This window comes from Fulvivirga imtechensis AK7 (genome assembly GCF_000331535.1).
GTDB lineage: Bacteria > Bacteroidota > Bacteroidia > Cytophagales > Cyclobacteriaceae > Fulvivirga > Fulvivirga imtechensis.
In genome coordinates this window covers 64,853-83,821 of record NZ_AMZN01000032.1, presented here as the reverse complement: position 1 = coordinate 83,821, position 18,969 = coordinate 64,853, and the positions used below count along the sequence as shown (strand labels likewise).

Below are 18,969 nucleotides of genomic sequence, written 5' to 3'. Positions count from 1 at the left end.
AAATCGCTGATTACTAATTAGTTGAATGTGACAAAGTAGTACTATGATAAGAAACTTACGAATATGCCTAAAGGTATTACTCTTCTGGTTGGTGACAGCGGGGCTGGCTTTTGGTCAGGACTTTGCCATCAGTGGCAAAATCACTGATATAGAAGATGAACCCATGGCAGGGGTAAACGTAGTGGAAAAAGGCACTGGTAACGGTACCATCACAGATGTCAATGGAAGCTATCAACTTACGCTGAGTTCTCCACAGGCCACCGTTGTTTTTAGCTTTATTGGCTTTATCACAGAAGAGGTAAGGGTGAACAGCAGGTCTCAGATCAATATGGTGATGATGCAGGATGTGATGCAATTGATGGAAATAGAGATCGTGGGTTCTCGTAGCCTGACCAGATCAGCTACGGAAACACCGGTGCCGGTAGATATTATTCCTTTGTCGGAGATCGCTACTGCCTCAGGACAACTCGATGTAAATCAGATGCTACAGTATGTGGCGCCATCGTACAACGCTAACCAGCAATCAGGGGCAGACGGTAGTGATCATGTGGACCCGGCCAGTATCAGAGGACTTGGTCCTGACCAAACACTTGTGCTGGTAAACGGTAAGCGCAGGCACCAATCCTCATTGATAAATATTTTCGGAACAAGAGGTAGGGGTAATACCGGTACCGATTTAAATGCCATCCCTATTTCAGCTATCGACAGGATTGAGATCCTTCGTGACGGTGCCAGTGCACAGTACGGTTCCGATGCTATAGCCGGGGTAATAAATATTGTCCTCAAATCCAGTGTAGATGAACTTAGTGGGTTTGTTACCAGCGGAATAACGAAAGAAGGAGATGGTGAGAAGTTTCAGGTCAATGGCAACTATGGAGTAAGAATAGGGGATAAGGGTTTCGTAAACATGACCATGGATTACCTTCACAAAGGAAGGACCAACAGGCCCGCCGACCCTGGTCAGTTTGATATTTACAGACGACAATTTGGAGATGCTGAAGCTGATAACTTCGGTGTTTACTTCAATTCCGAAGTGCCAATAACGGGTGAAACCAAGTTCTATGCTTTTGGAGGCTTTAACTTCAGAGATACCGATGCCTACGCCTGGAGTCGTGGTGATATTGATGAACGTAATGTACTGGCTATTTATCCCAACGGCTTTGATCCGCATATTCTGTCCAAAATTGTTGATAAGTCTGTATCAACAGGTATTAAAGGTCAATTGAATGATTGGAAGGTAGATTTTAACAACACGTTTGGGCAAAACATGTTTCATTATTTTGTTGAGGGCTCTTTAAATGCCACGCTATTGGAAAATTCAAATACCCGGTTTGATGCAGGAGGATTCAAACTTAGTCAAAATACCACAGGCATAAACTTTTCACGGTTTTTTGAAAACACCTTTGAAGGAATAAATGTGGCTTTTGGAAGTGAATACCGGCTGGAAAATTATTCAATATTTGCCGGTGATGTCGGGTCATATTCGCGTTTCGATATTAATGGAAATGTGGTGGATAAAGACACGCCTATTGATGAAATTGTTTATTGGCAGAATGAAGCTGGTGACTACCTGGACAGTGACGGTAACGTTGTTTTATTTGATAATAACGATATCCTGGTAGATGAATTTGATAACCCAATCCTTGACGGCCAGGGAAATACACAAAATAAGTATGATATTGTAGTGGCACGTCCCGGAGGTTCGCAAGGGTTTCCTGGCTTCAGGCCTGACAATGAAGTGGATGAATACAGGACTAACCTTGCAGGATATGTGGATGTTGAAATGGACTTTACGAAGTCTTTCATGATGGGAGTGGCTATAAGAGGCGAGCGATACAGCGACTTTGGTAATACATTAAACGGTAAAATAGCTGCGCGCTGGGCTCCTACAGGCAAATTTGCCGTGAGAGGATCGGCAAGTACCGGCTTCAGAGCCCCCTCGCTCGCGCAGATCCATTTCAATTCTGTTTTTACCGATTTTGTATCAGGTAACGCTATTGATAAATTCATTGCTCCTAATAACAGTCCTATTACCCGGGCGCTGGGCATTCCTGAGCTAAAACAGGAAAAGGCGCTTAACTTTAGTGCAGGTATTACCGCTGAGCCTGTCAGTGGGCTTTCAGTGACAGTGGATGGGTATTTTGTTGATATTCAGGACCGGATCGTGCTAACCGGAGCTTTTGAGGATACTGATCCGCAGATTGGAGATGAGTTACAAACGCTTAATGTAGGCGCAGCTCAGTTCTTTACTAACGCGGTAGACACACGAACAACCGGAGTAGACATAGTGCTGCAATATTCAACACGACTTCGAGCAGGGGACCTAAGAACTACATTGGCAGCCAATTTTAACAACATGGAAATTGAGGATGTTAAAACAAATGAGAAACTACAGGGTAAAGAAGATATCTATTTTGGAAGGAGGGAGCAATATTTTCTACTGGCATCGGCACCTAATAGCAAAGTTAACCTTACGCTGGACTACACCTGGAAAAGACTCAATGCTAATTTGAGGCTGGTGCGGTTTGATGAAGTGGTGCTAATCGATTGGATAGATGAAAAGGATATATATGAAGCACGAATTACTACTGACGTTTCCGTAGGATGCCGGATAACAGATAATATACGAGTGGTTGTTGGGGGAACAAATATATTTAATGTACTCCCTACTAAACAGGACACTGAAACAGAAACAGGTGGCAATTGGGATCCTGTTCAGATGGGATTCAATGGTGCATTCTACTTTGCTAAACTCGGATTTAAGTTGTAACGACCTGGTTGAATCACACTTTTAAAAAGGCCCTTCAGGACATACTGGAGGGCTTTTTTGTTGCTTTTTCATTGGATTAGCACTCTATATTTTAATTTTAGCTTTTTTTAAGAGTTTATAGCACTTGTGGCATTATTTTACGCTATAGTGGCAAAAATTTTCACATTTTTAAAAAATCAGCTTCTGTAATTCCAATTCTGTTAATGCAAAGGTTTTCTAAATACCCATAATATTTATTTTTTGTAAATATTTAAAAATAATAAGGTTAAAAAACACCCTATTACATTAAATATAGGTATGTATATTTCCAATATAGGGTAAAAAATAACCCTAACGATTTCATAATTACCTTTTTTTGTATTTGTTTTGGTTTATAATTCGATACTTTCGAATGCTTTCACTACTTAAAACAATGCAAGTAATTATGGAGAAGCTATTTCTAAGCGAGTTCTTAATGGCATCCGGAGAGAGTGCTCTGGATGCAACAGCCAAGGTGGACGATCTTATGGCCATTTCGGTCGAAGGTTTGTTTACAGCCAACAATGTCTGGATGATGTTGGCCACAGTTTTGGTTTTTATTATGCACCTGGGATTCGCAGGTGTAGAAGCAGGGTTCAGTCAGTCAAAAAACACCGTAAATATCCTGTTTAAGAACACTTTGACACCAGTTATTGGAATTCTTACCTATTATATAATAGGCTTTAACCTGATGTACCCCGGATTTGAGGTCCCAGGATGGTTTTCATTCGGAGGTTTTTTTCTCGATGTTCCCCTTAATGGCAACTCCACAGAATATGCCAGCGGAGGTTATACCTATTGGACAGATTTTCTTTTTCAGGCCATGTTTGCCGCTACAGCAGCTACTATAGTATCTGGTGCTGTTGCCGAAAGAATAAAAATTTCATCATACCTCACCTTTACACTGCTTTTTGTGGGTATCGTTTATCCGATCATCGGAAGTTGGAAATGGGGTGGTGGTGCATTGGATGCTGCCGGATTTTACGATTTCGCGGGCTCTACCCTGGTACACTCGGTAGGTGGTTGGGGTGCATTAGCAGGTATTATTCTACTAGGGCCACGTATTGGCAAGTATGTCAACGGTAAAGTGATTGACAAACCAGGTTCAAGTGTGCCACTGGCAACTATTGGTATATTTCTGCTATGGTTGGGCTGGTTTGGGTTTAACGGAGGGTCAGTGCTATCCGGGAAGCCCGGAGCGGTATCGTATGTGCTGGTAACCACCAGCCTGGCAGCCTGTACCGGGGCGCTGGGAGGCCTATTTGCAGGATATTTTGTGTTCAAAAGGCTGGATTTTGGTATGGTACTCAACGGAGTACTGGCCGGTTTGGTAGGGATCACTGCCGGGGCTGATGTAATAAGCCCGGGATGGGCGCTTGTCGTGGGTCTGGTGGCCGGAATTCTCGTGGTGTTTTCAGCAGTTACTTTAGATAAATTCAAATTAGACGATTGCGTAGGAGCAGTATCTGTACACCTTACATGCGGTGTGTGGGGTACATTGGCTGTGGGTATATTTGGTGTGGATACAACGGGTAATGCCCTGCCTTTCCTGCCGCAACTATTCGGGGTCGCTGTATGTGGTATCACTGCATTTACATCAGCATTCCTGATCTTCTTCCTGTTGAAAAAGGCATTTGGTATCAGGGTTTCAGAGCAACATGAGCTGGAAGGTCTTGATAGCCATGAGCATGGCATTCGGGGATATACTATCGTCTACGATGAATAGACAACTCATAAATTAGAAGCCCTCCCGGAGAAAGATCTCACCTTTTCTCCGGGGAATACAGGCTTCTGTCAGTTAACTCAATTATTAACTTAACTCAAAAGTAAAATGAAAAAGTCATTTACGCTATTTGCAATGCTACTATTTTTCACAACTTTCAATCAACTACTGGCTCAGGACGAAGATACTAAAAACGAATTTTCTTTCTCAGGCTCCGTGGATGTGTACTTTCGGTCCAATTTAAATGCCAATAACAGCGGAGAAGGATATCAGGCGCCAGGAACTTCATTTGGTAACCTGCCGGGTTTTAGCCTGGGAATGGTCAATCTCATAGGTTCTTATGAGGGTGATAGAGGTGGCTTTGTTGCAGACCTTGTATTCGGACCAAGAGGAGAAGATGCTGTTTTTGCTTCGCCCTATTACAGTGCGGAAAGAGGTAGCTCTCAGATGATTAACCAGCTTTATGCTTACTGGAATGTTAGTAGATCAGTAACACTGACATTAGGTAATTTCAATACCTTTCTGGGATACGAAGTAATATCACCGGCAGGAAACTTTCATTATACCACTTCATATATGTTTTCCTATGGTCCTTTTTCCCATACAGGGTTGAAAGCCGACATTGCTCTGTCAGATGATATCTCGGTGATGGCTTCAGTGATGAACCCTTCCGACCTTACGGAATTTAATCCATTTGGTACCTATACCATGGGGCTTCAGGTTGGTTTGTTTGGTAAAACCTTCTTCAACTTTTTGTATGGAGATCAGGATGGTAAAATCAAAGACAACCAGCCCGTTGGAGGAATTGACGAGGTATCTGCCGGGAAGACCTTTCAGGCAGATCTTACCACTGGCTTTGATCTGTCAGATGCCTTTTACCTGGGCGTAAATGCTACTTATAACACTACTGGCGTAGGCGAAGTTTATGATGGCGCTGATGTGCATGATGCTGAAGGTGATGGCGCCGGTTTTTACGGAGCCGCGGGCTATTTGCAGTTCAAGGCATCTGAGGCAATAGCTGTAGGTACTCGCCTGGAATATTTCAAAGTATATAATGGCGGACTTGATGTAATCGGCCTTGATGCTCATGGAGATGGTAGCGTGGTGAATTTGACACTTTCTGCCAATGCAAAGGTGGGTAATCTTACAATAATACCCGAATTGCGATTGGATGCTACATCTGAAGATTCTTTCCAGGATAAAGACCTACATGCAAGTACTAAACTGATGTCATTTTTAGTGGCGGCAGTTTATACTTTCTAAAAATCTTAATAGATACAACAATGTTAAAGATTGCTTTGATCCTCAACTTATTGATGGTAGCCAGCCTCGATACTGGTTGGAGTCCGGCTGGTATACCATCAATTCAATATGAAGGTATAATAGCCTGCAAAGGGTATGATAAAGCAACAATATACCATGAAATAGTCGACTATTTTAAAACGCATAATATTTCGGAACTCAAACTGGATTGTGTTAATCAAATTAGCGGCTCAGGAAAGCTGAGAATTTACAACAAGTTGATTGGATCTATTAAGAATCCTGCTGGCGAGGTCGCTTTCGATTTTATAGTCGATGTAAAGGATGAGAAGTTCAGGTACACTATGCATAATATCTGGTTCACAGCAATTGAAAGAGACCGGTATGGCCGGTTCGAAAAATCTCAAGATGAACCGGTGCCAGTTGATAACGAGCATTTTAAGTTTAAAAGTGCCCTGTTACGAAAGATTGAAAAGCAAGTTCAGGCTCATATGGATGAAGTGCTTTGGGCTATCAAAAAAGAAATAGAAGCAGATAAATTAGAAACGACAGATTGGTAAATAATAAATATATTAAAACTATGGCAAAAACTAAATTAGAGTATGTGTGGCTGGATGGTAACAAACCAACCCAGTGTCTAAGAAGCAAAACAAAAATAGTAACTGATTTTGATGGCAGTCTTGACAACTGCCCCATGTGGTCATTCGATGGTAGCTCAACACAGCAGGCAGAGGGAAATTCGTCCGATTGCTTGCTCAAGCCGGTAGCCATATTCCCGGACCCTGATAGAAAGAACGCATACCTGGTAATGACGGAAGTGCTAAATCCTGATGGTACACCTCATGAAAGTAATGGGCGCGCGCTTATTGATGACAATGATAATGATTTCTGGTTCGGATTTGAGCAGGAATATTTTCTGTGGAATCCTGAAACCAATCTTCCGTTAGGCTTCCCTACCGGAGGGTACCCTCGCCCGCAAGGTCCGTACTATTGTTCTGTAGGCGCCACCAATGCTTTTGGCAGGTCAGTTGTTGAAGAGCATCTCGATCTATGCCTGGAAGCTGGGATCAATGTGGAGGGTATTAATGCCGAAGTGGCTACAGGGCAGTGGGAATTCCAGATCTTCGCCAAAGGAGCCGCCGAGGCTGGGGATCAGGTGTGGATTGCCCGTTACCTGCTGGAAAGGACCGCAGAAAAATATGGCTTGTCCATCAACTGGCATCCAAAACCTCTGAAGGGTGACTGGAATGGTTCAGGAATGCATGCTAACTTCTCTAACGACTTATTGAGAAATGCAGGTTCACGAGGGGTTTATGAGCAGGTGTGTGAATCTTTTGCTCCACTTGTAACAGAACATATTGAAGTGTACGGAGCTGATAACGATCAGCGGTTAACAGGCGCCCATGAAACACAATCTATTGATAAATTTAGCTATGGTGTATCTGACAGAGGTGCATCGATAAGAATACCTATAGGGACAGTGGAAAATGGCTGGAAAGGCTGGCTTGAAGACAGACGACCTGCCTCCAACGGTGATCCCTATAAAATTGCTGCCAGGATTATCAGAACGGTCAAAAAGGCAGAAGTAGAGGTCGCTGCATAACGTTGCAGTGTATTGCTTGTCGGGAGAAGCAGGTCTAGGCCTGCTTCTCTGTTTTTGATTTTTTCGAAAAGGCAGCATCAAAAGCATTCCGAAGTTCATTCCCGGCTTTTTCAAGGCTGGCTTCGATATCCTCCCAACGCTCTTTATTATTTTCCTTAAACTTATTGAAGCCACTTTTAAGCGTTTCTCCATTCCGCTTTAGCTCTTCGATCTCATCCGCATATTCTACTTTAGCACGCTCCTTGGCTTTATCAAGATCCTGAATAAGCTCATCGATCTTTTTTCCGATATCCTTGAACATTTTTTCTGCTTTTCCCTCAGGTTTTCTTCCCATAACACAATTTGTTTGTTTATTTGTTAATACGTAAAAGATCAGCAGGAAGTTCAAAGATCAATATATGAGCCAATACCAAGACCCGATGCAGCACATAGCCCATGTGCTGGAAACAAAATGTTGTGCAAAACAAGAGACCTATCGCAATCTGAAATCAGTCTTTGAGCTGCAAAAAGAAGAGGCCCTAAAGGTAATTGCCAGTATAAGCGGTAACCTGAAAAAGAAAGATAAAGACATAACTCTTGCTGTGATCAATGTTAGTGAAAATGAATTTCATGTAAAGGTGGCTGGAGACCTTTTGGTTTTCTTTATGCATACTAATATTATAACCCTGGATAAAGAGCACAGGGTCAATAAAAGCAGGTATGTGACGGATAATCTTATGAGGAAGTATTTGGGGCAGATAAATGTCTACAATTTCATGGCCGATTCTTTTAAATATAATAGGATAAATGACCCCGGCTACCTGATATCCAGGTTCTTTGTTAATGTCGAAAATCATTTTTTTGTTGAAGGTGACGGCCAGCTTAACTATATGTTTGAAGGTCTTTCAGGACACCCGTACACTCCGGCAGATATAAGTATATTCATACAGTTGGCCATATCTCAGGCTATTGATTCTGATCTGGTTACCCTTCCTTTCCCTTCAATAAGAAGTATTACACTGCAGCAAAAAATGGAGAAATCCCTGGCGTTGGGCGGTGGTCAGAAGATAGGATTTCAGATGTCGTATCAGCAAGAGCTTTAAAACAAAAAATTAGAAGCTTGCGAATCATAATTACATTATATTTGTAATTGAAAAATGAAACTGACATTACGATCCTTATTGATATTGATGATTTCAGCGTTGCTGTTGCTGGGTTGTGCTTCATCAAAAAAGAGAAATGGAAAGTTGAAGCCGGGCAAGCCTATACCTTGTCCGATGAAAGACTGCTAACAATATGAAAAAAATTGTTTTAGCCATTGATGGTTATTCTGCCTGTGGGAAAAGTACAACTGCCAAAGCCGTAGCAATTATCCTTGGGTATACCTACATCGACTCCGGAGCCATGTATAGGGCTGTTACACTTTATTTTCATCAACATCATGTTAGTCTCACCAATAAAAAAGACATCATAAAAGCATTGGCAAACATAGACATCACCTTTCACCCTAACGAAAAGACAGGTGTTGCCGAAACATTCCTTAACGGACTAAATGTTGAGAACGAGATCCGTAAAATGTATATCTCTGAAAATGTTAGCCAGGTGAGTAGCATAGTTGAGGTAAGAGAGGCTATGGTAGCTCAACAAAAGAAACTGGGAAAGAAAAAAGGGGTGGTAATGGATGGAAGAGATATCGGTACGGTAGTATTCCCCGATGCCGAGTTGAAGATATTTATGCAGGCCGATATATATGTGCGTGCAGGCAGGCGCCAGGCGGAGTTGCTCGAACGTGAACAGTTGATTGATCTGGGAGTTATTATTGAAAACCTGAAGAAGCGCGATCACATCGATAGTACACGTGAAGTAAGCCCACTACGGAAGGCAACTGACGCTGTAACGCTTGATACTACTTTCCTCACCTTTGAAGAGCAGGTAGATGAAGTAGTCAGTCTTGCTGTCACCAAAATCCTGGCTGACGAAAAACAATCCATAGATGCATAATAATGCCTTAATTTTTATTTGTTTAAAATTTTGCATTACATTTTTATTGTAGGAAAAATTGTTAATTTTGCCCTCGATTTTAATGATTAGATTTGAATCTTAAAGTAAAGCATGTCTAAATTCATCAAGCTAAAAAAAGGGTTTGATATCAACCTGGCGGGCAAAGCTGAAAAGAAGATCGCAGAAGTTGGGCAACCTGAAACTTTTGCGTACAAGCCTGCAAGTTTCCACGGTATTTTAAGGCCAAAATTAAAAGTCAAAGAAGGGGATACCGTTAAAGCCGGTACGCCCATACTTTTTGATAAGAAGAATGACAAGATACTACATGTTGCTCCTGTGAGTGGCGAGGTGGTGGAGATCAGACGAGGGGCTAAAAGAAAGCTCCTTGAGATCGTTATTCTGGCTGACAAAGAGATCGAATACGAAACCTTTGACAAATATACCGTTTCTGATATCTCCGGTTTGTCAAAAGAGAAGATACTGGAGCAGATGCTAACCGGTGGTGTTTGGCCAAGCATTGTTCAACGCCCGTATGGTATCATAGCTGATCCTGAAGAATCTCCAAAGGCTATTTTTATTTCAGCATTTGATAGCCATCCCTTGGCTCCTGACTATGATCTCATCTTCAAGGGTCAGGAAAACTACTTCCAGGCAGGGGTAGATATCCTTAAAAAGCTTACAACGGGTGCGGTACATGTAAATATTAATGCCAATGCCGAGGTGTCGCCAATCTTCGCTCATGTGAAGAATGTGGAATTGAATAAATTTTCGGGTCCACATCCGGCAGGCAATGTAGGGGTACAGATACATCATCTCGATCCTATAAATAAAGGTGATATTGTATGGACACTCAACCCTTTTGGAGTGATCCAAATCGGTAAGTTGTTCCTGGAAGGAAAATATGATGCCTCCAGAATCATTGCGGTGGCAGGGTCGGAAGTGAAGAACCCGCAGTATTACAAAACTTACACAGGTGCATCCATAAAGAAATTTATTGAAGGAAACCTTGCAAATGATCATGTTCGATTTGTGTCGGGCAATGCGCTGACCGGTCATATGATAGGCAGTGATGGACACTTAGGCTTCTTTGATCACATGCTTACGGTGCTTCCTGAGGGTGATAATTATGAGTTATTTGGCTGGATCAAGCCTACAACTCAAAAACTTAGCTTTCAAAGAGCATTCGGACTGTTCTCCTTCCTTTTCCCTAACAAGGAATACAAACTTGATACCAATGTGAAGGGAGAGCCGAGGGCATTTGTGCAGTCAGGTATATTTGAAAAGGTTACTCCTATGGATATTCTCCCCACTTACTTATTTAAAGCTATTTTGGCTGAGGATTTTGATGACATGGAGGCGCTTGGGATCTATGAAGTAGTGGAAGAGGACGTGGCCTTATGTGAGTTTATTGATGTTTCAAAGCACGATCTGCAGGAAATCGTCAGAGAAGGTATTGATTTGATGCAGTATAGTTAATTGATAAAGTAATAGAGCGATAAAATGAAGTTTTTAAGAGATGCACTTGATAAAGTAAAACCTCACTTCGAGAAAGGCGGAAAGTGGGAGAAGTTTTACTATATATATGAAGCTCATGATACCTTATTGTTTGCGCCCAACCATGTAACCAAACCTACAGGTGTGCAGATCAGGGATGCTATGGATATGAAGCGATTGATGATGACGGTTATCATCGCCATGATCCCATGTTTGCTTTTTGGTATTTACAATGTCGGCTATCAGCATTTTCTGGCTACGGGTCAGCCTGATGCCGGCTTCGGTGATATAATATGGATAGGACTTGTGCAGGTAATCCCTATTTTGGTGGTATCTTATGCCGCGGGTTTAGGCACGGAGTTTATTTTTTCTGTAATCAGGCAACATCCTATCAATGAAGGTTTTTTGGTTACCGGAATGCTGATTCCATTGGTTATGCCGCCAGCTATTCCCCTTTGGCAGGTGGCGCTTGCTACTATTTTTGCAGTAATTATCGCCAAAGAGGCATTCGGAGGCACAGGTATGAACGTACTCAACGTTGCGCTTACGGCAAGAGCTTTCTTGTACTTTGCCTATCCCAGCCAGATATCAGGCGATGTCTAGGTTTATATCGGAGAGCAAAGTCAGGCTATAGCCGGATTTACCGGAGCTACTCCTCTGGCTATTGCAGCTACCACTGTAGAATCAGGTGAGAATGTTATTGCTGCCCTGGGAGCTTATGGAAGCGGATGGGCTAACGATATTTATTCATTCTCTAATATGTTCTTTGGCTTTATACCCGGCTCAATAGGAGAAACATCAACCTTGATGTGTTTGATAGGGGCATTGATATTAATAGCCACCGGTGTTGGAAGCTGGAAGGTGATGTTCAGCGTGGTGTTGGGAGGGTTGGCAGGAGGCTTCTTGCTCAACGGAATAGCAGTTAATGAGTATATGGCTATGCCGGCTTATTATCATTTAATAATTGGTGGTTTTGCTTTCGGTACCGTATATATGGCTACTGACCCTGTAACCGCATCACAAACGGAAACGGGTAAGTGGATATATGGTTTCCTGATAGGTTTGCTTACGGTTGTGATCAGGGTGTTTAACCCTGCTTATCCGGAAGGTATAATGCTGGCCATTCTGTTTATGAATGTGTTTGCACCACTTATTGATCACTATGTAGTAATAGCTAATAAAAAAAGGAGGTTACAACGTGCGACAGTCTAACGGATATATCATATTATTTACAGCAATAATGACCGTAATAGTTGGGGGATTGCTGTCACTGACTTCTCAGGGATTGGCCCCTGCTCAAAAGAAGTCCATTGAGTTGGATACCAAGAGTTCTATACTATCATCAGTGATGGATAGGGAAGTACTTGGCAAAATGAAGCCCAATGAGGTTCTCACCAGGTATAATGAACGGATCACTTCATTGGTGGTGGATATTAATGGCAATGAGATCACCTCAGATGAAAAAGGCGGAGCGATAGTGGCTGAAGAGGTGAATATTTTAAAAAATTACAAGAGGAAGCCTGAAGAAAGACAATATCCCGTATTCAAATATATGAGTGCGGAAAATCCGGATCAGGTAGAAGCCTATATTTTGCCTGTCTATGGTGCAGGTCTTTGGGATAAGATCTGGGGATATGTGGCTCTTGATAGTGAGTTGAAAACTATTGTGGGAGTTTCTTTCGATCATAAGGCTGAAACCCCTGGTTTGGGAGCCAGAATAGGAACCCCTGAAATCCAACAGCGATATGTTGGTAAGGAGATTTACAATCAAAAAGGCGAGTTGGTTTCCGTGACTATGGTTAAAGGTGAAGGAAATGCTGGCTTGGACGACCATCATGTAGATGGGCTGTCAGGCGCTACACTTACTGCAAAAGGGGTGAACGCAATGCTGAAAAACTACCTGAATGCTTATCAGGGATACTTTAAGAAATTAAATTCTGGAGCAACCGCTACGCTGTAATATCAGGTGAGGTTGTCAGAAATAACAGATACTATAAAAACATTATGAGTACTGAAACTTTAGAGCAAAAGAAGCAGGAAGAAGTTGTTCAGAAGCCTTCTGAAGCCCTTCTTTCAAAAAGAAGAAAGAGATTAATATCAGACCCTCTAAACGAGGACAACCCGATCACTGTCCAGGTATTGGGGATTTGTTCTGCTTTGGCGGTAACGGTTAAAATGGAGCCCACGCTTATCATGTCGATAGCTGTGGTATTTGTAATTGTATTTGCTAACCTGATCATATCTGTACTCAGAAATCTTATACCTAACAGAGTAAGGATCATTGTACAGTTAGCGGTTATTGCCACGCTGGTTACTCTGGTAAGCGAGGTGTTAAAGGCTTATAGCTACGATATGTATAAAGTATTGGGTGCCTTCGTTGGGCTGATCATTACAAATTGTATTGTAATGGGTAGGCTTGAGGCTTTTGCAATGGGAAACAAGCCGTATGATTCAATTCTTGACGGATTGGGTAGCGGTTTTGGATATGCATGGATCATCCTTACTGTGGCATTTTTCAGGGAATTATTCGGCTCCGGATCTATATTTGACTTCAAACTTTTTGAGGCGGTAGGTATTACAAACTTCCCCACAAATGGGTTGATGGTAGATTCCATCGGAGCATTTATGGTGCTGGGAGTATTGATATGGGTACAGCGTTCAAAAACAGGTTACGTAGAACACTAAAATATTTGACAAAATGGAATTAGTAAGTTTAGGAATAAAATCCATATTTATAGAGAACATGATCTTCGCCTACTTCCTGGGCATGTGTTCTTTCCTGGCTGTTTCTAAAAAAGTGTCTACTGCTGTGGGCCTGGGAGCTGCTGTTATTTTTGTGTTAACTATAACTGTTCCGGTTAACTGGTTGTTGCAAGAATATATTCTAAAAGAAGGAGCATTGGCATGGATGGGGGCTGGGTTTGCCGATATTAACCTTGAATTTCTTCAATTCATCATGTTTATTGCCATTATTGCTGCTATGGTGCAGTTGGTGGAGATGATCATTGAAAAATTCTCTCCTGCTTTGTATGGTTCACTAGGTATATTTCTTCCTCTGATAGCTGTAAACTGTGCTATATTAGGATCGTCTCTTTTCATGGTTCAAAGAGACTATGTGTTGTCAGAGGCAACAGTTTTTGGATTTGGATCAGGAATAGGTTGGATGTTGGCTATTGTTGCATTAGCAGCCATCAGAGAAAAGCTTAAATATTCAAATGTGCCGGGTGGATTAAAAGGATTAGGCATCACTATGTTGATCACAGGCTTAATGGGTATTGCTTTTAAGTCGTTTATTGGTATCGCTATATAAGAAACACCAGTTTTATAAATAAGATTACAAGGGTTTTCGGTAGCGGAAACCCTTTTTTAGTGGCTTCAACTTGAAAATCATGAGCAGATTCACTTTTAACCGGATATTAACATATTTCTTCAGAGGGTTGCTGTTTGTGGTGCCATTGGCACTGACTATTTATATTATTTACCAAACGCTGGAATGGCTGGATGGACTGATACCTGTGAAATTTCCCGGCCTTGGACTTATTATTATCGTTATTAACATAACCTTTTTGGGTTATCTGGCTTCATTTTTTATTACCCGGCCTTTTTTTGATCAATTAGAAAAGTACCTGATCAAGATTCCCCTGGTGAACATTATATATACCTCCATTAAGGACCTGATATCTGCTTTTGTCGGGGAGCAAAAGAAATTTAATGTTCCCGTTACAGTTGCCCTTAATCAGGAGCAAACAGTTTTGAAGGTAGGCTTTATCACGAGAGATGATCTTGCTGAAATCAATCTTCCCGGTTACATGTCAGTTTACCTGCCACATTCATACAACTTCTCAGGAAATCATTTTCTTGTAGACAAGAGTTTGGTGCGTCCATTGCATATGAATAGTACCTCCGCGATGAAATTTGTGGTGTCCGGTGGAGTTTCAGGCCTCGAAGAGGAGAAACATAAAAAATAGCGCTACCCATGTAATTAACGTGAGTTCGATATAAAAATGCTTAAAAAAGGACAGGCAGAATGACTTCAAAAAGAGGTTTTTAGGTTATTTTTTGGATACGAATGCAATTTAATCGGTTCTACTATATCGAACCCAGGTTAATTAGTGTCTGAAAGCAAACGCCAATGTCGGTGTTACGCTCGCCCCAAAAATGCTCACCTCAAGTACGCTCCGCTTTTTGGCACTTCGCAAGCCTTGACCTTGACGTTTTCTTAAAGTCACTTAGAGTTTTCTTATAGACACTAATTAGCTGATTACCCCGGAACCGATTAATTCATCTTCTTTATACCACACGGCAAATTGTCCGGGAGCGATGGCTTTTTGAGGGTGCTCGAATATAATGTAGAGACCCTCTTCTCTCATAAAAAGGGTAGCATGTTCCAGGTCCTGCCGGTAGCGTATGCGTACCATATAATTGATCGTGTCACCTGCACTTAAAGCCAGATCTTCACGAACCCAATGAATATCTTCGTTTTGAATGAAAAGCCCCTTTCTATACAAACCCGGATGATCTTCACCCTGGCCTGTGTAAATGATGTTTTCACGCATATCTGTTTCGATAATAAAAAGTGGCTTAGGTGTGCCCCCAATATTTAACCCTTTCCTTTGGCCAATGGTATAGTAGTGTGCTCCGCTATGTTCACCTACCAGCCGTCCGTCTTGCGAGGTATAAGTAAACGCAGCGGTTATTTTTCTCAAGGTCTCCGAGGTAGCTCCATTAAGGCTCATTTGAGCAGGGTTATTCTCAAAAGTAGGTGCATCAGCGGGTATCTCTACTACTTTGCCTTTTTTTGGCTCCAGCTTTTGTTGTAAAAATTCCGGCAGCCGAACTTTTCCTATAAAACACAGACCCTGACTATCCTTTTTGTCTGCAGTAACCAACTCCTGCTCCTTTGCAATTTTTCGCACTTCCGACTTTTGCAGTTCACCTATGGGAAATAAGGCTTTTGATAGCTGATCTTGTGTGAGCTGGCAAAGGAAATAGCTTTGATCCTTGTTAGTATCCCTGCCGGCAAGTAATTGGTAGGTGCTTTTACCATTTACCTCAACAATGCTTTTTCGGCAGTAGTGACCAGTGGCTATAAAATCAGCCTTTAATCGCATAGCCGCTTTTAAAAAGATATCAAACTTTATCTCCCTGTTACATAATACATCGGGATTGGGCGTGCGGCCCTTTTGGTACTCATCAAACATATAATCGACAATACGCTCCTTGTACTCCTTACTCAGGTCTATAGCATGGAAAGGAATACCGAGCTTTTGCGCTACGATCATCGCATCGTTACTGTCTTCAAGCCATGGGCATTCTTTGCTAATAGTTACAGAGTCGTCATGCCAGTTCTTCATGAACATGCCTATTACATCATACCCCTGCTCTTTTAGCAGATAGGCGGCAACACTACTGTCGACCCCGCCGGACATGCCTACAACTACTCTCTTCATGTGTATATATTTAGTATTGAGATATTAGTATTGCGTATTGAAAATGATTTACGATTTACAATTTTTGATTTACGAATTAAGCTGAGAAGCCACAAGTTTCAAGCTGAATGTTTTCACTAATGACACCCGTGTTTATTGCACAGCCTCCTTTGCCTACTCCTTCTGCCAACCGCCTATTATTCATCTTGTTTGATAGGGCTTGGTCTTATGGTTATTTCATTAAGTGCAAAGTTAGGCGTTTTAATCCAATATGCTTTATATCAAGTATCCACCTGTACGAAAGGTTCCCCTATTAAAGTAAACACTCATACAAAGTATTAACCTTTAATCATATAATATACGCCCTCATTGAAGGTATGGTTAGCTTTTTGCTACGAATAAGTTAAATTCCCTGCAATTTTTTAAGGATTGGTTAAGTTAGACAAGATAGGGTGGTAAGGAATAATATGTTTGAAAGAAACGAAAAGATCTGGAATAATAGGTATCAGGAATTAATAGCATACAAAAACAGGTTTGGTCATTGTAAGGTGCCTTCGAGTTGGAAGGAGAATCCCTCGTTGGCGAAGTGGGTAACACGACAGCGCGAGAATGAGGAAACAATGCCCGAAGCCAGAAAAAAATTACTTAATGAGATAGGGTTTTTATGGCGGTCGGATATTAGAAAGAAAAAGAATGACAATTGGATGAGGTTCTATGAAGAACTTAAAGAGTTCTATTCAGAAAACGGTCCGTCCAAGGTGCCGGAGACACAGGAAGAGTACAGGTCCCTATCGCTGTGGGAATCACGGCAGCGTAAAAGAAAGAAAAAATTATCAGCACAACGAAAAGCTTTGCTGGACAAAATAGGTTTTCTATGGCAGGCAGATCTTGAAAGGCAAAAGAAGGATGCCTGGATGCGCCAGTATGAAAAACTTAAAAAATTCTATACCGAACATGGCCATAGCAGTGTCCCCTCACATAACGATAGCAGTGAGCTGAACAGGCTGGGAGGTTTTGTGTCGCGAATGCGGAACCGGGAACAGTACCTTGAGCCATGGCAGAAGAAATTGCTGGAAAAGGTTGAATTTGTATGGTCCCCGGACATTGAAAAGAACAGCAGAAAGAAATGGCTGACAATGTTCAATAAACTGAAAAGGTTCAAAAAGGACTACGGCCATTGCGATGTTCCCTCAAAATTTGATGAAAATCCTCCTTTAGGTAGGTGGGTGGAAGTGCAGCGTAAAGGATTTTCCAAGCTGGACGATTGGAAAAAGAAAAGTCTGCTTGATCTTGGCTTTAATACCTCAGCCATGCTCAAGAGGAATGATTGGCAAAAATGGCTGAAGATGTATAATAAGCTGGTAGCCTTTTATGAAAAATTCGGACATCCCAATGTGCCGGAAAATTGGCCGGAAGATCCTGATCTGGCGCGTTTTGTAGTTAACCAACGCTGGGCCAAAAATCCACCAAAGGAAAAAAGAGAATACCTGAAAAGGATAGGTTTTAACTTCAAAGGCGACCTTGCCGGCAGAAAAAGGAAACGCGATGAAAAGGGCAGGTATATTAACGAACTGGAGTAACGGCAAGTCATTTATAAATACCATCACTATTTACCATTAACCTAAAACCGTGGATTAATGATCACGGTAGTTGGTTATTTATTAAAACCCTGTGTTTTAGGGATTTTAGAAGTGGACACATTATTCGACATTAGTGTCATAATCGTTGCGCAATGTGAATACCTTATTTTAACTTTTAAAATTTCAAAAACATGAAAACGATCAATAATTTTTCAGAGCATGCAATGCTGAAAGGTGAATTAAAAAATCTTACAGGCGGAGGCCTTATGGATGCAGTTGAGTTCGGAGGCTGGATTCATGATAATCTGTCTCAGTTCGATTGGTACAACAATGGTGTCGACAACTTCTTCGGCTTCTTTGAAGGTTTGGGAGATGGTATGAATGATGCATTGCAAAACTAAATTCATTTTAAAAATTATTCAACCTAAAAATTTAATAAATCATGAACAAGATAAATAAACTTGAATTGACGCAATTAAACCGTGAAGAGCTTGCTGGCCTTATGGGAGGTAATGATGGTTATGACCTGGGGCATATGATCGGATATGTAATTACGGATGCATGGGTTAACGGAAACAACCTGATTTACAACGCTATAGGTGATCAGGATTGGTTTATAGATGCCGTAGATGCTATTTTCTAACAAGGAAAATGATAAGTACTTTGAATCCCCATAAGGAGTTTCAAAGTACTTTATATATATAAAGGGTAACCCCGATAGTGCTTACACACTACCGGGATTGAAACACACTAACCTTCACATTTCACATTCCGGTCCTACCAAGGTAGGCTCCAGACATGTTCCTCCTCTGAGTACATTTTGATTTTTAATTGAGGTAACAAAGCTTTTTACCTGTAACTTCTTCAACATAGACTTTTGTTTCTTCTGGTTTTTCATTGGTTTTAGAAATTTAATAGTAGTCCCTACTCTGTTTGTATACAGGCTTTTCGGGAAACGCCTGAAATTATGAGTTTCAGGGAGTCCAGCACCAATCTACTGATTCCACACAGGTTTTTGGTTGGGTTTTAAAGTATGGACAATCCGCTTGGAAAGTAAGTGCCGCTCCTCCCCGTAATTCCCGGGTGGAAGTAATGAAGCTGCTGATCTTCAA

Annotated in this window: 18 protein-coding genes and 1 pseudogene; 16 read left to right on the top strand and 3 right to left on the bottom strand. The window is 41.6% G+C overall.

Translation table 11 applies throughout. The features are described from left to right. Window positions 1–43: 43 nt before the first annotated feature. The 5 genes from C900_RS09785 (at window position 44) to C900_RS09765 (ending at window position 7,374) form a co-directional block, all read left to right on the top strand. Window positions 44–2,770, top strand: a complete 2,727-nt coding sequence (locus C900_RS09785; protein ID WP_083867473.1) for a TonB-dependent receptor — start codon at window positions 44–46, stop codon at window positions 2,768–2,770. A 505-nt stretch (window positions 2,771–3,275) separates the two neighbouring features. Next, window positions 3,276–4,514, top strand: coding sequence for an ammonium transporter (locus tag C900_RS09780; RefSeq protein ID WP_245558417.1), 1,239 nt, complete (start codon window positions 3,276–3,278; stop codon window positions 4,512–4,514). A 105-nt stretch (window positions 4,515–4,619) separates the two neighbouring features. Next, a complete protein-coding gene (locus C900_RS09775) occupies window positions 4,620–5,774 on the top strand; it encodes an outer membrane beta-barrel protein (RefSeq protein WP_009579650.1) in 1,155 nt (384 codons plus the stop codon). 20 nt (window positions 5,775–5,794) lie between these two features. After that, window positions 5,795–6,331, top strand: a complete 537-nt coding sequence (locus C900_RS09770) for a DUF4468 domain-containing protein (RefSeq protein ID WP_040496349.1) — start codon at window positions 5,795–5,797, stop codon at window positions 6,329–6,331. 20 nt (window positions 6,332–6,351) lie between these two features. After that, window positions 6,352–7,374: a glutamine synthetase beta-grasp domain-containing protein gene (locus C900_RS09765; protein ID WP_040496347.1), complete on the top strand. Its 1,023-nt coding sequence runs from the start codon at window positions 6,352–6,354 to the stop codon at window positions 7,372–7,374. Between the two features lie 34 nt (window positions 7,375–7,408). Here the strand turns inward: C900_RS09765 and C900_RS09760 are convergent, their stop codons facing one another. Beyond that, a complete protein-coding gene (locus tag C900_RS09760) occupies window positions 7,409–7,708 on the bottom strand; it encodes a sll1863 family stress response protein (protein ID WP_009579647.1) in 300 nt (99 codons plus the stop codon). Window positions 7,709–7,772: 64 nt separating this feature from the next. Between C900_RS09760 and C900_RS09755 the strand changes: the two genes are divergently transcribed. The 8 genes and pseudogenes from C900_RS09755 (at window position 7,773) to C900_RS09720 (ending at window position 14,816) form a co-directional block, all read left to right on the top strand. Further along, window positions 7,773–8,456 (top strand): hypothetical protein, encoded by a 684-nt coding sequence (locus C900_RS09755; protein WP_051052815.1) that lies wholly within the window; start codon window positions 7,773–7,775, stop codon window positions 8,454–8,456. A gap of 193 nt (window positions 8,457–8,649) precedes the next feature. Next, entirely contained in the window at window positions 8,650–9,354 is a 705-nt protein-coding gene (gene cmk / locus C900_RS09750; protein WP_009579644.1) for a (d)CMP kinase, read from the top strand. Between the two features lie 111 nt (window positions 9,355–9,465). Beyond that, the gene (locus C900_RS09745) at window positions 9,466–10,830 is read left to right on the top strand and encodes a Na(+)-translocating NADH-quinone reductase subunit A (RefSeq protein ID WP_009579643.1); all 1,365 of its coding nucleotides are present in this window, start codon (window positions 9,466–9,468) and stop codon (window positions 10,828–10,830) included. 24 nt (window positions 10,831–10,854) lie between these two features. Further along, window positions 10,855–12,060 (top strand): annotated as a pseudogene (locus C900_RS09740) (NADH:ubiquinone reductase (Na(+)-transporting) subunit B). Next, window positions 12,047–12,808, top strand: a complete 762-nt coding sequence (gene nqrC, locus C900_RS09735; RefSeq protein WP_040496345.1) for an NADH:ubiquinone reductase (Na(+)-transporting) subunit C — start codon at window positions 12,047–12,049, stop codon at window positions 12,806–12,808. Before C900_RS09740 ends, nqrC begins: the two are co-directional and overlap by 14 nt. Before the next feature lie 44 nt (window positions 12,809–12,852). Then, complete coding sequence (locus C900_RS09730; protein ID WP_009579638.1) at window positions 12,853–13,533, top strand: NADH:ubiquinone reductase (Na(+)-transporting) subunit D; 681 nt, start codon at window positions 12,853–12,855, stop codon at window positions 13,531–13,533. Window positions 13,534–13,546: 13 nt separating this feature from the next. Beyond that, on the top strand, window positions 13,547–14,158 hold the full coding sequence (gene nqrE, locus C900_RS09725) for an NADH:ubiquinone reductase (Na(+)-transporting) subunit E (RefSeq protein ID WP_009579637.1): 612 nt from the start codon (window positions 13,547–13,549) through the stop codon (window positions 14,156–14,158). A gap of 79 nt (window positions 14,159–14,237) precedes the next feature. Next, window positions 14,238–14,816: a DUF502 domain-containing protein gene (locus C900_RS09720; protein WP_009579636.1), complete on the top strand. Its 579-nt coding sequence runs from the start codon at window positions 14,238–14,240 to the stop codon at window positions 14,814–14,816. A gap of 285 nt (window positions 14,817–15,101) precedes the next feature. On the opposite strand, the gene mnmA is transcribed toward C900_RS09720, so the two are convergent. Further along, the gene (gene mnmA / locus C900_RS09715; RefSeq protein ID WP_009579635.1) at window positions 15,102–16,298 is read right to left on the bottom strand and encodes a tRNA 2-thiouridine(34) synthase MnmA; all 1,197 of its coding nucleotides are present in this window, start codon (window positions 16,296–16,298) and stop codon (window positions 15,102–15,104) included. Window positions 16,299–16,744: 446 nt separating this feature from the next. On the opposite strand from mnmA, the gene C900_RS09710 reads away from it, so the two are divergent. The 3 genes from C900_RS09710 (at window position 16,745) to C900_RS09700 (ending at window position 18,500) form a co-directional block, all read left to right on the top strand. Beyond that, window positions 16,745–17,857, top strand: a complete 1,113-nt coding sequence (locus C900_RS09710; protein WP_040496343.1) for a helicase associated domain-containing protein — start codon at window positions 16,745–16,747, stop codon at window positions 17,855–17,857. 191 nt (window positions 17,858–18,048) lie between these two features. Next, on the top strand, window positions 18,049–18,258 hold the full coding sequence (locus tag C900_RS09705) for a hypothetical protein (protein WP_009579633.1): 210 nt from the start codon (window positions 18,049–18,051) through the stop codon (window positions 18,256–18,258). A 41-nt stretch (window positions 18,259–18,299) separates the two neighbouring features. Beyond that, complete coding sequence (locus C900_RS09700) at window positions 18,300–18,500, top strand: hypothetical protein (RefSeq protein ID WP_009579632.1); 201 nt, start codon at window positions 18,300–18,302, stop codon at window positions 18,498–18,500. Window positions 18,501–18,614: 114 nt separating this feature from the next. Here C900_RS09700 and C900_RS29850 read toward each other — a convergent pair whose 3' ends face one another. Next, on the bottom strand, window positions 18,615–18,755 hold the full coding sequence (locus C900_RS29850; RefSeq protein ID WP_157493971.1) for a pinensin family lanthipeptide: 141 nt from the start codon (window positions 18,753–18,755) through the stop codon (window positions 18,615–18,617). Between the last annotated feature and the right edge of the window lie 214 nt (window positions 18,756–18,969).

Bases quoted from the DNA above. Each gene is read 5' to 3' on its own strand.
- C900_RS09745 (WP_009579643.1), top strand. From the start codon at position 9,466: ATGTCTAAATTCATCAAGCTAAAAAAAGGGTTTGATATCAACCTGGCG.
- C900_RS09710 (WP_040496343.1), top strand. From the start codon at position 16,745: ATGTTTGAAAGAAACGAAAAGATCTGGAATAATAGGTATCAGGAATTA.
- C900_RS09760 (WP_009579647.1), bottom strand. From the start codon at position 7,708: ATGGGAAGAAAACCTGAGGGAAAAGCAGAAAAAATGTTCAAGGATATC.
- C900_RS09730 (WP_009579638.1), top strand. From the start codon at position 12,853: ATGAGTACTGAAACTTTAGAGCAAAAGAAGCAGGAAGAAGTTGTTCAG.
- C900_RS09755 (WP_051052815.1), top strand. From the start codon at position 7,773: ATGAGCCAATACCAAGACCCGATGCAGCACATAGCCCATGTGCTGGAA.
- C900_RS09775 (WP_009579650.1), top strand. From the start codon at position 4,620: ATGAAAAAGTCATTTACGCTATTTGCAATGCTACTATTTTTCACAACT.
- C900_RS09705 (WP_009579633.1), top strand. From the start codon at position 18,049: ATGAAAACGATCAATAATTTTTCAGAGCATGCAATGCTGAAAGGTGAA.
- C900_RS09770 (WP_040496349.1), top strand. From the start codon at position 5,795: ATGTTAAAGATTGCTTTGATCCTCAACTTATTGATGGTAGCCAGCCTC.
- C900_RS09700 (WP_009579632.1), top strand. From the start codon at position 18,300: ATGAACAAGATAAATAAACTTGAATTGACGCAATTAAACCGTGAAGAG.
- C900_RS09785 (WP_083867473.1), top strand. From the start codon at position 44: ATGATAAGAAACTTACGAATATGCCTAAAGGTATTACTCTTCTGGTTG.
- mnmA (WP_009579635.1), bottom strand. From the start codon at position 16,298: ATGAAGAGAGTAGTTGTAGGCATGTCCGGCGGGGTCGACAGTAGTGTT.
- C900_RS09765 (WP_040496347.1), top strand. From the start codon at position 6,352: ATGGCAAAAACTAAATTAGAGTATGTGTGGCTGGATGGTAACAAACCA.
- C900_RS09780 (WP_245558417.1), top strand. From the start codon at position 3,276: ATGGCCATTTCGGTCGAAGGTTTGTTTACAGCCAACAATGTCTGGATG.
- C900_RS29850 (WP_157493971.1), bottom strand. From the start codon at position 18,755: ATGAAAAACCAGAAGAAACAAAAGTCTATGTTGAAGAAGTTACAGGTA.
- cmk (WP_009579644.1), top strand. From the start codon at position 8,650: ATGAAAAAAATTGTTTTAGCCATTGATGGTTATTCTGCCTGTGGGAAA.
- nqrE (WP_009579637.1), top strand. From the start codon at position 13,547: ATGGAATTAGTAAGTTTAGGAATAAAATCCATATTTATAGAGAACATG.
- C900_RS09720 (WP_009579636.1), top strand. From the start codon at position 14,238: ATGAGCAGATTCACTTTTAACCGGATATTAACATATTTCTTCAGAGGG.